9 protein-coding genes and 1 tRNA gene are annotated in these 14,332 nt (G+C 63.4%); 2 read left to right on the top strand and 8 right to left on the bottom strand.

Annotation, left to right across the window (positions count from 1 at the left end; all coding sequences use genetic code 11):
• Positions 1-127: 127 nt before the first annotated feature.
• The gene (locus NKJ76_RS17505; protein ID WP_352537974.1) at positions 128-2,365 is read right to left on the bottom strand and encodes a mannose-1-phosphate guanylyltransferase/mannose-6-phosphate isomerase; all 2,238 of its coding nucleotides are present in this window, start codon (positions 2,363-2,365) and stop codon (positions 128-130) included.
• Positions 2,366-2,376: 11 nt separating this feature from the next.
• The gene (locus tag NKJ76_RS17500; protein ID WP_352537973.1) at positions 2,377-3,897 is read right to left on the bottom strand and encodes a phosphomannomutase/phosphoglucomutase; all 1,521 of its coding nucleotides are present in this window, start codon (positions 3,895-3,897) and stop codon (positions 2,377-2,379) included.
• Between the two features lie 200 nt (positions 3,898-4,097).
• Between NKJ76_RS17500 and NKJ76_RS17495 the strand changes: the two genes are divergently transcribed.
• Positions 4,098-4,174, top strand: a tRNA-Pro gene (locus NKJ76_RS17495).
• A gap of 208 nt (positions 4,175-4,382) precedes the next feature.
• The gene (locus NKJ76_RS17490) at positions 4,383-4,688 is read left to right on the top strand and encodes a hypothetical protein (protein WP_245262528.1); all 306 of its coding nucleotides are present in this window, start codon (positions 4,383-4,385) and stop codon (positions 4,686-4,688) included.
• Between the two features lie 42 nt (positions 4,689-4,730).
• Here NKJ76_RS17490 and NKJ76_RS17485 read toward each other — a convergent pair whose 3' ends face one another.
• From NKJ76_RS17485 to glgX, 6 genes are all read right to left on the bottom strand, one after another.
• The gene (locus tag NKJ76_RS17485; RefSeq protein WP_352537972.1) at positions 4,731-6,350 is read right to left on the bottom strand and encodes an ABC transporter ATP-binding protein; all 1,620 of its coding nucleotides are present in this window, start codon (positions 6,348-6,350) and stop codon (positions 4,731-4,733) included.
• Between the two features lie 47 nt (positions 6,351-6,397).
• Positions 6,398-7,525, bottom strand: a complete 1,128-nt coding sequence (locus NKJ76_RS17480) for an ABC transporter permease (RefSeq protein WP_352537971.1) — start codon at positions 7,523-7,525, stop codon at positions 6,398-6,400.
• Between the two features lie 9 nt (positions 7,526-7,534).
• Positions 7,535-8,458 (bottom strand): ABC transporter permease subunit, encoded by a 924-nt coding sequence (locus NKJ76_RS17475; protein ID WP_023684574.1) that lies wholly within the window; start codon positions 8,456-8,458, stop codon positions 7,535-7,537.
• A gap of 174 nt (positions 8,459-8,632) precedes the next feature.
• Complete coding sequence (locus NKJ76_RS17470; protein WP_023670734.1) at positions 8,633-10,225, bottom strand: peptide ABC transporter substrate-binding protein; 1,593 nt, start codon at positions 10,223-10,225, stop codon at positions 8,633-8,635.
• Positions 10,226-10,673: 448 nt separating this feature from the next.
• On the bottom strand, positions 10,674-12,323 hold the full coding sequence (gene bglA, locus NKJ76_RS17465) for a beta-galactosidase BglA (RefSeq protein WP_023698150.1): 1,650 nt from the start codon (positions 12,321-12,323) through the stop codon (positions 10,674-10,676).
• A complete protein-coding gene (glgX, locus tag NKJ76_RS17460) occupies positions 12,323-14,323 on the bottom strand; it encodes a glycogen debranching protein GlgX (protein WP_352537970.1) in 2,001 nt (666 codons plus the stop codon). Before glgX ends, bglA begins: the two co-directional genes overlap by 1 nt.
• Positions 14,324-14,332 lie beyond the last annotated feature (9 nt).

Raw genomic sequence — 14,332 nt, 5'->3', positions numbered from 1 at the left:
GTCATGGTGGCGTTCCTTCGCGGGAATCAGGTGACGTGAACAATCACCAGCCTGCCGTGACCGCCCCCTCTCAGCGAATTTGCAGAACTCTCAGCACACTACCGGGGAGATTGGCAGCTCCAACGCTTCACCCCTTCTGCGCCGTGCCGTCCAGATACTGCGTCAGCGCGCAGACCAGATGATAGAAGATGCTGGCCGGCACATCGCTCGCCAGCGAGCGGCCGCGTTCGTCGATGCGGTCGATCCACAGGCCGAGCGGCGCCGGGTCGATGTGCCAGCGGAACAGGCGGCCGACGCGCGCTTCGATCTCCGGTTTGAGGTCGGGGCCACCTGAACCGTCAAGCGCAATCGCCGCCTTGATCGCTTCCGCCTGCGGCCAGCTGCGCGATACAAGGTCGAGCGGCAGGCCCTGCCGGGAGACCGCACCGTAGGCAAGGCCGGTGGCGCGGTTGAGGCCGTTGGCGATGGCCGAGGCGTAGAGCTTGCGGGCAAAATTGCTCAACTCGCCCTGACCGCTGCGGGCGACGAAATCGGTGAGCAGCGAGGTCCATTCGAAATGATGGCCGGGCTCGGTCCATGTGCCCTTCTCGCCGGCGGCCGGCTTCCACCCGGCGTCGAAATATTCGCCCAGCGTCCAGCTCTCGGCATCGAAGAAATGACTGCGGAAAAGGTCGATGATGCGCGCGGCGCGGCGCAGATAGGTCCGGTCGCCGGTCGCCTCATACCAGGCGAGGAAGGCCTCGAGCAGATGCATATGCGGGTTGGAGCGCCGCTCGCCCTCGCCGTCCGACGTCTCGAGGAAGCCGGTCATGCGGCTGTCCTCGAGATGCGCGTCGAGGAACACGAAGGTCTCCTGGCCCAGCCGCAGCGCATCCGGATTGCCGCACATATGCGCATGCGCCAGCGCCAGCAGCACGCAGGAATGGTCGTAGGCATCCTCGGTTGGGTCGGCGACGGAGCCGTCGACATTGAGCGTGCGCACCCAGCCGCCCCGGTCCGTGCGGCCCTTGCCGGCCATGAAGGCGATGCCATGGGAGATCAGGCGATCGGCTGGACCGTCCCAGCCGCGGGCCTTGGCAACGGCGAAGGCGTAGACTTGCCTCGCCGTCGTGCGCATGCGCTTGGGCTTCAACAGCGCCTCGCCGTCGAAGCCGAGCGCCTCGTGGAAGCCGCCATGACGCTCATCGACGCCTGAAGTCGACCACAGCGGCAAGGTCTCCTCGAACAGCCAGTGATGCACGCGCCGACGCCAGGCGCCGCTCTCGATGACGCGGTCGTGTGCCGGCGTAAACCTGGTTTCCAGCCGTCCCGATTTCTCCAGCTGCTCGACGATCTTCTTGACGTGCTGGCTGTGGCTGACCGGCGCGACGAAGGTGGCGTCCGCCGTCGAGACGATGGCGACGTCCTTCATGCCGATCGCCGACAAAAGCCGGCCGTCGCTTCTGATGTAGGAGTTCTCGCAATCGATGGCGACGACATCGCCGACGACGACATTGCCATTGGCATCAGCAGGGCCGACATCGAGCAGCGACTGCCAGGAGCCGAGGTCGTTCCAGCGAAAGCCGGCCGGCACCATGACGATGTCCTTGGCCCGCTCCATGATGGCGTAGTCGATCGAGTTCGACGGGATGGCGGCGTAGAGGTCGAGCGGCATATAGAGGCCGGACAGATCCGAAGTCGCTGCCTTGTAGGCCGCTTCGGTGGCCTGCCAGATGTCGGGCTGGAAGGCCGCAAATGCGTCGCGCATGGCGCCGGCGCGAAACAGGAAAATGCCGGTGTTCCAGTAGAAGGTGCCCGCACTGAGATAGCTCTGCGCAGTGGCGAGGTCGGGCTTTTCGACGAAGCGCGACACGTCGAAGACGCCGCCGCTTTCGGCTGCGACTTCGATATACCCATAGCCGGTCTCGGGCTGCGTCGGCTTGATGCCGAACACCACCAGACGGTCGGCAAGCGCTGCCTGGCTACCCGCCTCGACGCTCTGCCAGAACTGCCTGGGGGTGGCGATTTCGTGGTCGGACGGAACCACCAGAACCAGGCTGTCGCCGAATTCAGAAAGCGTGCGCAGCGCGGCCAGCGCCACGGCGGCAGCCGTGTTGCGCCCGGTCGGCTCGAACAGCGGGCCACCGCCGGCGAGGTCGAGTCCGGCAAGGTCGGCATGCACGCGCTCGGCATGGCGCTCGGCGGCGATCAGGAAGATCGGCGTTTCGCCCTCCGGCCGCGCCGTCAGCCGGCGCAGTGTCTTGGCCAGCATCGAGCCGTCGCCGGAAAGATCGTGGAACTGTTTCGGGTTGTCCTCGCGCGACAGCGGCCACAGCCGCGAACCGACACCGCCGCTCATGACAAAACTGACGATGCGCTCGGTCATGAAAGGTCCAATCAGAACGTCTGGTTGTAAGCGCCGACTTCGGGGCTGCGGCGCAGCACGGCGTCGACCGCCTCGAACATCTGCCGGCGGCGGTCGGACGATACCGGGCTTTCGACAACCACGACAAGCTCCGGCTTGTTCGACGACGCCCGTACCAGGCCCCAGGTGCCATCTTCGGCCACGATGCGCACGCCGTTGACGGTGATCAGGTCAGCGATCTTCTGGCCGGCAAAAGCCTTGCCGGCGCGCTGCATCGCCTGGAAGTCCGCCACCACCCGATCGACCACGCCGTATTTCACGTCATCGGCGCAATGCGGCGACATGGTCGGCGTGCCGAAGGTCAGCGGCAGCGCGCGATAGAGATCGGCCATCGAACTTGTGGGGTTGCGGACGAGCATCTCACATATGGCTATTGCCGTGATGAGACCGTCATCATAGCCGCGGCCGATCGGCGGATTGAAGAAGAAATGGCCCGACTTCTCGAAGCCGGCGACGGCGCCAAGCTCGGCGACGCGGCGCTTTATGTAGGAATGACCGGTCTTCCAATAATCGGTGACGGCGCCATTGGCTTGGAGCACGCTGTCGGTGTTGAACAGGCCGGTCGACTTGACGTCGACGACGAAGGTCGAGCCGGGATATTGGGTTGATATGTCCCGCGCGAGCATGACGCCGACCTTGTCGGCAAAAATCTCGTTGCCCTCATTGTCGACCACGCCGCAACGGTCGCCGTCGCCATCGAAACCCAGGCCGACATGGGCACCTGTTTCCAGCACTTTGTCCCTGATGGCATGCAGCATCTGCATGTCTTCCGGGTTCGGGTTATAGCGCGGAAAACTGTGGTCGAGCTCGACATCGAGCGGGATCACCTCGCAACCGATGCGCTCCAGCGCCTGTGGCGCGAAGGCGCCGGCAGTGCCGTTGCCGCAAGCGGCCACAACCCTGAGCTTGCGCGCGATGTGCTTGCCGCCGACCAGATCGTCGAGATAGGTCTCGCGAAAACCGGCGACGAATTCGTAAGAGCCGCCGCCGGCGAGATCGAAGTCGCTCGACAGCACGATCTGTTTCAGTGCGCTCATCTCCTCCGGTCCGAAGGTGAGCGGCCTCGCCGCACCCATCTTGACTCCGGTCCAGCCATTCTCGTTGTGCGACGCCGTGACCATGGCGACGGATGGCACGTCGAGCGCGAACTGGGCGAAGTAGGCCATGGGCGACAGCGCCAGGCCAATGTCTTTCACCTTTGCGCCCGCAGCCATCAGGCCGGAAACCAGCGCCAGCTTGATGGCAAGCGAATAGGAGCGGAAATCATGCCCGGTGACGATGTCGGGACCCGCGCCAAGACGGCGGATCAAGGTGCCCAGGCCCATGCCCAACGCTTGGACGCCGATCAGGTTCAGGTCCGGCCGTTGCGCGGAGCCGGCATGGCCAAACCACCAGCGCGCGTCGTATTCGCGAAAGCCGGACGCCTTGATCAGCGCTTCGGTTTCGAATTCGAAACTGTTGGACCGGGCGTCGCCTACGATTTTCAGGGACAAGGCAGCAGAGCTCCAGATGGCGAAAGCACGATTTATCGAGGCTGCGACTTAGCACACAAGGCTTTAAGCCGGGTTTATCCCGGGAGGGAAAGCCAAGCTTTGCGGCAATGCCCAACGAAAGCCAACGAAATGCGACAGAAGCGCTGCCATTGCCGCTTGCAGGAACGGTATGCGGCGGCTATAAGCCCGCGGTCTGGTCACGGAGTGTAGCGCAGCCTGGTAGCGCACCTCGTTCGGGACGAGGGGGTCGCAGGTTCAAATCCTGCCACTCCGACCAGAAAAAACAGACACTTAGGTGTTTGTTCTCCCGACCCACAAGATAGCTTGATGCAAACCGGCCGCGTCGGCGTTCGCTGTCAGCATGGTGTTTTGACGCGACAACCATCCGCGCTACCTCGATAATAGGAATGCCGCCGAGACAGCGGCCGGAACGAGGTTTGCGGAAGATGAATTTGTTTATTTCAAGCGCAGGCCGGCTGTCAGCGATGCTTGTTCTTTTCCTGATGGCAGGCTGCTCATCGCTGGGCAGCGCGGTCAACCCGGCGAAATACGACCGCATGACATGCGCCGAGCTCAATAATGCGGTGGGCGATACCGCGCGCGAAATCTCGCAGACCGCCATCACCCGCGGCAAGGTCACCAACACCAGCGTGCCGAACTGGCTGCTCGGCGGGGCACGCGTCAAGAGCGCCGTCGCCAACCGCGAGACGGCCAGGATCGAACGGCTGAAAGAGCGCGAGGCGGCCATTGTCGCCACGAGGACCAGCCGATGCCCCAGGTCAGCGGGCTGAGCGATTCGGCCCTGCCCTGTTGATTAACCTCACGCTACTATCTCAAGCACTCAACCGGAACCGGGTCACATCGATCGCCGCAGCCATCAGCGTCTGCGTGTAGGCCGCCTTCGGGTCGCTGAAGATCTCTTCCGTCGGCCCTTCCTCGACGATCTTGCCCTGCCTCATGACGATGATGTAGTCGGCCATGGCGCGCACCACGGAGAGATCGTGGCTGATGAAGAGGTAGGACAGTTCGTGGTCGGCCTGCAGCTTGCGCAGCAATTCGACGATCTGCTTCTGCACCGAGCGGTCGAGCGCCGAAGTCGGCTCGTCCAGCACCACCAGTTTGGGCTTCAGGATCACGGCACGCGCGATGGCGATGCGCTGGCGCTGGCCGCCGGAGAATTCGTGCGGGTAGCGGTTGCGTGCGTTGGGGTCGAGGCCGACCTCGAGCAAGGCCTCGACGGCGCGCTGATCGCGTTGCTTACCTGACAGGTTCGGCTCATGCACCAGAAGCCCTTCGGTGATGATCTGGCCGACGGTCATGCGCGGCGACAGCGAGCCGAACGGATCCTGGAAGACGAGTTGCATCTCACGTCGCAGCGGCCGCATCGCCTGGCGGTCGGCGGTGGAGATGTCGCGGTCGCCGAAGCGGATGACACCGTCGCTGGGCAACAGGCGCAGAAGTGCGCGGCCGAGCGTCGATTTTCCCGAACCGGACTCGCCGACGATACCGATGGTCTGGTTGCGCTTCAGCCGGATCGAAATGTGATCGACGGCGCGTAGCAGCAGCGGTTCGCCGGCAAGGAAGCCGCCGCCGATCTTGAAGGTCACTTCGACATTGCGGCCCTCCAGCAGCACCGGAGCGCTGGGCGGCGGCGCCGCCTTGGTGCCGGTCGGTTCGGCGGCCAGCAGCATTTTGGTATAGGCATGCTGCGGGTTGGCGAAAAGTGCTTCCGCCTCGCCTTCCTCGACCACCTCGCCATAGCGCATGACATAGACGCGGTCGGCAAAGCGCCGGACGATGCCGAGATCGTGGGTGATGAAGACGATGGCCATGCCGAGCTTGCGCTGCAATTCGGCGAGCAGCACCAGGATCTGCGCCTGGATGGTGACGTCGAGCGCCGTCGTCGGCTCGTCGGCGATCAGGATGTCGGGGTCGTTGGCCAATGCCATGGCGATCATGACGCGCTGGCGCTGGCCACCCGACATTTCGTGCGGATAGGATTTCATCCGCCGCTCGGGATCGGGGATATGCACCAGCCTGAGCAACTTGAGCGCCTCGTTCCGTGCCTCGGCTGCGTTCAGCCCGCGGTGCTTGCGAATCGGTTCGATAAGCTGGTTGCCGATCGAATAGAGTGGATCGAGCGAGGTCATCGGCTCCTGGAAGATCATGCTGATCTTGGCGCCGCGCACCTTGTTGAGGTCGGGCTTGCTCATGGTCAAAAGGTTGCGGCCGCGATAATCGACGTGACCCGTCGCCTCGCCATTGGACGCCAGCAGGCTCATCGCCGCCATCATGGTCTGGCTCTTGCCGGATCCGGATTCGCCGACCACGGCAACGGTTTCCCCTGCCTTGACGTGGATGTTGATGCCCTTGACCGCTTCGACCGCGCCGTCGAGCGTGCGGAAGCGGACGCGAAGGTCCTTGACGCTGAGGATCGTTTCGGGCGTTTCCATCGCAACGGTCCCCATCTTATCGGTCCCCATCTTTATCGGTCCCATCTTCATCGGTCTCTCGGATCGAGCGCGTCGCGCAGGCCGTCGCCGACGAAGTTCAGCGCAAACAGCGTCGACACGAGGAAGAAGGCGGGGAACAAAAGCAGCCAGTTGGCGGTGCCGATGTTCTTGGCGCCGACGGAGATGAGCACGCCCCAGCTGGTCATCGGTTCCTGCACGCCAAGGCCGAGGAAGGACAGAAAGCTTTCCAGGATGATGACCTGCGGCACCAGCAGCGTCATGTAGATCACTACTGGTCCGAGCAGATTGGGGATGACATGGCGCAGCAGGATGCCGCGCTGGCCGACGCCCATGGCTTCGGCCGCCTGGACATACTCCTGCCGCCGGATCGACAGCGCCTGGCCGCGCACGATGCGCGCCATGTCGAGCCACAGCACCGCTCCCACCGCCAGGAACATCAGCACGAAGTTGCGGCCGAAGAACACCACCAGCATGATGACAAAGAAAATGAAGGGCAAGGAATAGAGCACGTCGACGATGCGCATCATCACCTCGTCGATCTTGCCGCCGGAAAAGCCGGACGCCGCCCCGTAGAGGACGCCGATGACCACCGCGACAATGCCGGCAAGCAGGCCGATGGCCAGCGAGATGCGCCCTGCCATCAGCGTTCGCGAGAGAAGATCGCGACCGGTGTTGTCGGTGCCGAACAGGAAGTACTGCTGTTTGACCGACGCAGTCATAGTCAATTCGAGCCCGTCGGCCGATTTGCTCTCTATCTTGGTATCGTCGAAGGCATCGGAGCGGTCGAGATAGCGGATGTTGCGGTCGTCGATCGGTTTGGTCGAGGTGACGGTGACGGTGACGCGACTGCCCTCCAGTTTCCACTCCTTGATGTCGACGCGCATGCGCTTGATGGCATCCTTGAGCGCCGTCTCGATCATGTCCGGCTTCGGATAGGCTGAAAAGCTTGGTGGCGTGCGCACATAGTCGGCATAGATGGTGGTGTACTGATGCGGCACGAACCAGGGGCCGAAGATGCTGATGACGCCAATGAAGGCCAAATAATAGAGGCTGAACATGGCGGCGCGGTTGGCTTTGAGGCGCGCCCATGCGTCGCCCCAGAGCGAGCGGCCGACGACGGCCGGCGGAGCGGCGGCGGCTGTGATGTCGGTCATAGCGCACCCTCAGTCATAGCGCACCCTCGGGTCGACGACCGCGTACATGACGTCGACGATCAGGTTGAAGACGATGGTGAAGAGCGCGATCACCACCACGGTCCCCATCACCAGCGTGTAGTCGCGGTTGAGCGCGGCATCGACGAAATAGCGGCCGACACCGGGAATGGAGAAGATGGTCTCGACGATGACCGAACCGGTGAGCAGCGCCGCGGCTGCCGGGCCGGTGAAGGAAACGATCGGCAGGATGGCGCCGCGCAGCGCGTGCTTGACCACCACCGACCAGTCGGAGAGGCCGAGCGCACGCGCCGTTCGGATATGATGCGAACGCAAGCTCTCGATCATCGACCCGCGCATCAGGCGGGCAACGATGGCGATCTGCGGCAAGGCCAGCGTCAGCACCGGGCCGATCTTGTTGATCAATGCGCCATCACCCCAGCCGCCGATCGGCAACAGCTTCCAGGTCAATCCGAACACCAGCTGAATCACAGGAGCGATGACGAAGGTGGGGATAGTGCTGCCGGCGGTCGCCAGCGCAATCACCGTATAGTCGCCAAGCTTGTTCTGGTTGAGCGCGGCGATGGTGCCGAGCACCGAACCAAGCAGCAGCGCCAGGATCAGCGCCGAGGTGCCGAGCTGGACCGATATCGGCAGCCCCTTGGCAAACAGTTCGGTGACGGTGAAGTCAGGCAAATTGTAGCTCGGCCCGAAATTGCCGCGCAGAAGATTGCCGAGATAGTGGGCATATTGCAGCCAGAGCGGATCGTCGAGGCCGAACTGTGCTTCCAGATTGGCCCTGATCTCGGGACTGAGGCCCCGCTCCTGATTGAAGGGGCCGCCCGGTGCGACGCGTATCAGGAAGAACGCCATGGTCACGATGACGAACAGCGTCGGAATGGCGGTCAGAAGCCGCCGTAAGATGTATCGCAGCATCGGCGCCCCGCTTCGGCCAGAGCGACATACGTCCATGCGGACGCATTGCCACGCTCCGGCGCCAAATCTTCGCATCGGGCTTGCCGAAAATCGACCACGACTTTCGGACCGGTGCGATGACCGACCAGTCCGCCGGCCCAAATGGGGGCGCGGCGGTCCAGTCAAGGATGATTATCAGTCCTTGGAGACGAAGCGGGACGGATGGATGTCCATCACATTGTCATCGAAGCCATGCAGCTTCGAGGAAACGATATCGTGGAAGCTGTAGTAGAGAAGCGGAATGTTGCCGACGTCATCGACAAGGATGCGCTCGGCCTCAGTGAGGTCCTTCATGCGCTCTTCCGGCTTGCCGCCGGCAGCCGCGGCCTTGTCCATGGCCGCCTCATATGCCGGGCTGACGTAGTTCGAATAGTTGTTGCCGCTGGCCTTGCGGGTGATTCCGAGGAAGGTCTCGGGATCCTTGTAGTCGGCGATCCAGGCGGCACGCGCCACGTCGTAGTTGCCCTTCTGCTCGAGGAAGGAATAGTGGGTCTTGGTATCGGTGTTGAGCAGCGTGATCTCGACGCCAAGCGGCTTCAACTGTTCCTGGATGGCAACCGCGGTGTTCTTGTGGTTTTCCGAGGTGTTGTAGCGGATCTCCATCTTCAGCGGATGCTCGGGCGTATAGCCGAGTTTCTCAAGGATCTTCTTGGCGGCGTCCTCGCGGTCGATCTGCGGCATGTCGGCGTATTTGGCCATTGCCGGCGTGTAGCCGGCGATGCCCGGAGGCACCATCGAATAGCCGGGCAGCATGGAATTCTGCCAGACCTTTTCGGCCAGGAAGTCGCGGTCGATAGCCATCGAGATGGCGTTGCGCAGCTCGACATTGTCCCAGGGCGCCTTGTCGGTCTTGATCGCGTAATAATAGGTGCCGAGATACGGTCCGACGCGGACCTGATCGCCGAACTTGGTCTTGAGGTCAGCGAGCTGTTCGGTCGGCAGGTCGCCGTAGCTGTCGAGTTCGCCTGCCTCGAAGCGCTTCATCGCCGAAGAGCGGTCTTCGGTCGGGATGTAGTTGACGACGTCCATCTTGACGGTCGCGGCATCCCAGAATTTCGGATTCTTGACCAGCTTCATGTGGTCGTTGGGAATCCACTCGGCCAATGTATAGGCGCCGTTCGAAACGAGATTGCCCGCCTTGATCCAGTCGGCGCCGAGCTTGTCGATCGAGGCCTTGTTGACCGGATAGGTAGCTTGGTGGGTCAGCATCTCCAGGAAGTATGGCGTCGGCGCCTTCAGCGTCACTTCCAGGGTGTTGGCGTCGATCGCCTTGACGCCCATGTCCTCGGGCTTGCCTTTCTTGGTGTTGACTTCCTCGGCGTTCTTCACGGGATAGAGCATGGAAGCGTATTCAGCGGCGGTCGCCGGATCCTCCAGCCTACGGAAGGAATAGACGAAGTCGTCCGCCGTCACCGGGCTGCCATCCGACCACAAGCCGTCCTTGCGCAGCTTGAAGGTGTAGACGGTGCCGTCATCAGATACCGTCCAGCTTTCGGCGGCGCCCGGGATGAGGTTCGTCTTCTGATCGTGCATGACCAGTCCCTGGAACAGGTCGCGTATGATATCGGCTTCGTAGACGGTCGAGGTCTTGTGCGGATCGACCGTCTCCGCTTCGGCGGCGCTGCCTCTGTTATAGACGGTCTCGGCAAGGGCCGGCGTCAGGAACGTGCCTGCGGCAAAGGTCATGGTCGCGGCGACAAGCGTCGCCTTCAGCATATTTTTCAGCATGAAGTCTCTCCCTGTGGCGCTGCCCATCGGCTGCGCCTTACGAGTGTTGACGCCCCGGAACCGATTTCTGGCCCCTTCGAGCGCGCCGCCGGTTCCCGTTCCGGCAGCTGGTGGCAGGAGACTAGACAGACGGAAATATTATTTCAACCGAGTCTTGCTTGACGCTAAGTGAGCATCCTCACCCTAAACCAGCCATAGCTAATCTATATTACCAGGTTCAATTGGGTGCAGCTTGCGGTTGTCCTGTATTTTGCGTTTTGCCCTCAGCAGTTGTCATTAGCGCAACCATCTGGAAACATTCCAGGAATGCCGTTCGTGGCCAAGCTCGACGAAAGTACCGAAGAAGCCCGAAAATGAAAACCATGGCGCCGGTGGCGTTGCACGGATCACTCGGCACGGTTGCATGCGGACACGATCTTTGTTGACGCCGGACGGCGTCCCTGAAAGATCAGCCTACCTTGCCGACAAACCAGCCCAAGGCCGGCAGCAACAGCCCCTCCTCCTGCAGGACGGCACCGCCACCCTGAGCGATCGTCTCGACAGGCTGGAGATCCGGCGGCAGCCGCCAGTCGGCCGGCTTGTCGGCGAAATTGAAGACGCAGAGCAATATCGCGTCCTCACCCTGCCGGATGAAGGCAAGGACATCGCCGTCGGCATCAAGAAAGCGGATCGGGCCCTTGACCAGCGCCAGATGCGCCTTGCGCAAGGCGAGCATCGTCCGGTAGCCGGCGAGCACGGACTTGTCGTCGGCGTTCTGGATATCGACCGCCCGAGCGCGGTGGCTTTCCGGCACCGGCAGCCAGGGTTTTCCCGAGGAAAAACCGGCATTGTCGGCGCCCGCTTCCCAGACCATCGGTGTGCGGCAGCCGTCCCTGCCCTTTACCCCCGGCCAGAAACGGATGCCGACGGGATCGCGCAGATCCTCGAAGGTCAGTTCCGCCTCCTCCAGCCCAAGCTCTTCGCCTTGGTAGAGACAGATCGAGCCCCGCAGGCAGGAGAGCAAAGCGATAGCGAATGTCGCCACCGCATCTGGATCGCCGCCCGGCCGCGTCCAGCGGCTGACATGGCGCACGACATCATGGTTGGAGAACGCCCAGCAGACCCAGCCGTCGGCGACAGCTGCCTCGAAGGCCTCGACGCAGCCGCGCACATGGGCGGCTGAGAATTGCTGACCGAGCAGGTCGAAGGTGTAGCACATGTTGAGCTTGTCGCCGCCGGATGTGTAGGCGGCCAGCGTCTGCAGCGAACGGCCTTCGTCGCCGACCTCGCCGACACTGGCGCGGCCGTCATATTCGTCGAGCAAAGCGCGGAAGCGCCTGAGGAAACCGAGGTTTTCCGGTTGCGTCTTGTCAAACAGATGCTCCTGGAAGAGATAGGTGTTGGTTTCGCCATTGGTGCCGGCGACGCTCGACGCCAGCGGCGGATTGCTGCGCAGCCAGCGGTCGTGGACATAGTAGTTGACCGTATCCAGGCGGAAGCCGTCGACGCCGCGCTCGAGCCAGAACCGCACCGTCTGCAACAACGCGTCTTGAACCTCAGGATTGTGGAAGTTGAGGTCCGGCTGCGAGGCGAGGAAATTGTGCATGTAGTATTGCCGGCGGGTCGCGTCCCACTCCCAGGCCGGGCCGCCGAAGACCGACAGCCAGTTGTTGGGCGCGTTGCCGTCCGGCCTGGTGTCGGCCCAGACATACCAGTCAGCCTTGGGATTATCCTTGCTGGCACGGCTCTCTACAAACCATTCGTGCTTGTCGGAGGAGTGCGACAACACCTGATCGATGATCACCTTCAGGCCGAGCCTGTGCGCCTCGGCAACCAGCGCGTCAAAGTCGTCGAGCGTGCCGAACATCGGATCGACCGCCTGATAGTCGGAGACGTCGTAGCCCATATCGGCCATTGGCGATTTGAAGAAGGGCGACAGCCAGACGGCGTCGACGCCGAGCGAGGCGACGTGCGCCAGCCGTGAGGTGATGCCTGAGAGGTCGCCGCTGCCGTCGCCGGTGGTGTCCTGGAAGGAGCGAGGATAGATCTGGTAGATGACGCAGCCGCGCCACCAGTCGGCGCTCTGTTCGGGTCCCGGCTGGGCATTGTCGTCGGCCATCACGGACCCTTCCTGGCGCGGGCCTTTGCGGTCCGGCGCTCGATCATGAAGCTGACACTGCGGCCGGGCAGCGGCCACGCGAGGTCGACCGCTTGCGCTTGAACAGCCGGCTGCCATTCAAACCCTTGCCGCGCGGGCAGCGTGAAGACGCATTGGCGGCGATCGCCATTGACGATCACAGCCAGGCGGCCTTCGCCGCCATCGCCGAGCAGCATGACGAGGCGATGGCGCGAGCCATCGTTCCAGTCGGCTTCGCTGAGCGGCGCGCCGGTCTCGGTCAGCCAGGCGACGTCGGGCGTTTCAGAACCGGCCGGCGGCTCTCCGGTCAGGAAGCGCGTATCGGAAAGCGCCGGCACCGCGCCGCGCAGAGCTGCGAGCGCGGACACATGGGCTTCCAGCCCGACGTCGCGCCCGGCCCAGTCGAGCCAGGTGATGGCGTTGTCCTGCGCATAGGCGTTGTTGTTGCCCCCTTGCGTGCGGCCGAACTCATCGCCCGCCGTCAGCATGATGGTGCCGCGCGAGGCAAACAGAGTGGCGAGCAGCGCGAAGCGATCATGGGAACGGGCCTCGGCAATCGCCTTGTCCGAGGTTTCGCCCTCGACGCCGTTGTTCCAGGACAGGTTCTCATTGTGGCCGTCGCGGTTCTTCTCGCCATTGGCCTGGTTGTGTTTGGCTTCATAGGCGACGATATCGGCCAGCGTCATGCCATCGTGTGCGGCGATGAAGTTGACCGTGCGGCTGGCGGATTGGCCCTCCCTGCCGAACACATCGGAGGAGCCGGCGAGCCTTGTCGCCAGCGCACCGACCGCGCCGGCATCGCCGCGCCAGAAGCGCCTGACGTCGTCGCGGTAGCGGTCGTTCCATTCGAGGTAAGGCGGCCGGAAATTGCCGAGCTGATAGCCATTCGGGCCGATGTCCCACGGCTCGGCAATCAGCACCCTGTCGGCAAGCATGGGATCGGTTGCGATGGTCTCGAGCAACGGAGCCGCCGGATCGAATACGCCAGCGACGCGGCCGAGGACCGGCGTCAGGTCGAAGCGGAAACCGTCGACGCCGGCATGGCGGACGAAATGGCGCAGCGTGTCGAGTACCATGTCGCGAACGACCGGATGGTCGCAGGCAATGGTATTGCCGGTGCCGGTATCGTTGGCCAACCTGCCGTCCGGCTCGCTGCGGTAGTAGGCTTGATTGTCGAGGCCGCGCAGCGACAGCGTCGGCCCGAGCCGGTCACTTTCGCCGGTATGATTGAAGACGAGATCGAGGATGGTGCCAATGCCAACCCTGCGCAGCACCCCCACAGTATCGCGCAACTCGGCGAGGCCGCCCGGCGCCAGCCGCGGATCGAGCGCCATGAAGGTGACTGGGTTGTAGCCCCATGCGTTGCTGAGGCCGAGCGGCGGTAGATGGCGCTCATCGATCCATGCCGTCACGGGCATTAGCTCAACGGCGGAGACGCCGATCTTTCTGAGGTGTTCGAGGATGGCCGGATGCGCAAGTGCCGCAATGGTGCCGCGCTGCGCTTGGGGCACGTCCGGATGCAGTCTGGTGAAGGAACGGACATTGAGTTCGTAGATCAGACCGCCCGGCTGGAACAAAGGCGCCTTGGCCGGCAGCGGCTTGGGCAGCGCGCGGGCGACGGTCTTCGGCATCAGCGGCGCGGTATCGGTGCCTTCGTTGCGCCGGGCGGCAAGCCGCCAACGATGCTGGTAGGGCCGGTCTATCTCGACAGCGTAGGGATCGGTCAGCAGCTTGTCGGGATCGAACCACAGGCCTCGTTCGGGCGCATAGTCGCCATCGGCGCGCAAGCCGTAGCAGGTGCCGGCAGCGAGGCCGGCGACGAACAGCGCATAGACGCCCTCTCCTTCCGGCTGGAGTTCGAGCCGGTCGATTTCACGGGCGCCGGTGACGTCGAAGATCGACACCCACAGGCGCCGCGCGGATGACGACCAGGCGGCGAAGCGGATGCCTTCGGGAGTGACGGTTGCGCCGAGCTGGGTCATCGGCGCATC

Source organism: Mesorhizobium sp. M0029 (assembly GCF_040323735.1).
Taxonomy (GTDB): domain Bacteria; phylum Pseudomonadota; class Alphaproteobacteria; order Rhizobiales; family Rhizobiaceae; genus Mesorhizobium.
The sequence above is the reverse complement of the archived record's forward strand: the minus strand, read 5'-3'. Positions and strand labels throughout refer to the sequence as shown.

What these genes read in the sequence shown, in the direction of transcription:
- NKJ76_RS17475 (WP_023684574.1), bottom strand. Translation starts at nt 8,458, where the DNA reads ATGCTGCGATACATCTTACGGCGGCTTCTGACCGCCATTCCGACGCTG.
- NKJ76_RS17490 (WP_245262528.1), top strand. Translation starts at nt 4,383, where the DNA reads ATGCTTGTTCTTTTCCTGATGGCAGGCTGCTCATCGCTGGGCAGCGCG.
- NKJ76_RS17480 (WP_352537971.1), bottom strand. Translation starts at nt 7,525, where the DNA reads ATGACCGACATCACAGCCGCCGCCGCTCCGCCGGCCGTCGTCGGCCGC.
- NKJ76_RS17505 (WP_352537974.1), bottom strand. Translation starts at nt 2,365, where the DNA reads ATGACCGAGCGCATCGTCAGTTTTGTCATGAGCGGCGGTGTCGGTTCG.
- bglA (WP_023698150.1), bottom strand. Translation starts at nt 12,323, where the DNA reads ATGGCCGACGACAATGCCCAGCCGGGACCCGAACAGAGCGCCGACTGG.
- NKJ76_RS17485 (WP_352537972.1), bottom strand. Translation starts at nt 6,350, where the DNA reads ATGGAAACGCCCGAAACGATCCTCAGCGTCAAGGACCTTCGCGTCCGC.
- glgX (WP_352537970.1), bottom strand. Translation starts at nt 14,323, where the DNA reads ATGACCCAGCTCGGCGCAACCGTCACTCCCGAAGGCATCCGCTTCGCC.
- NKJ76_RS17470 (WP_023670734.1), bottom strand. Translation starts at nt 10,225, where the DNA reads ATGCTGAAAAATATGCTGAAGGCGACGCTTGTCGCCGCGACCATGACC.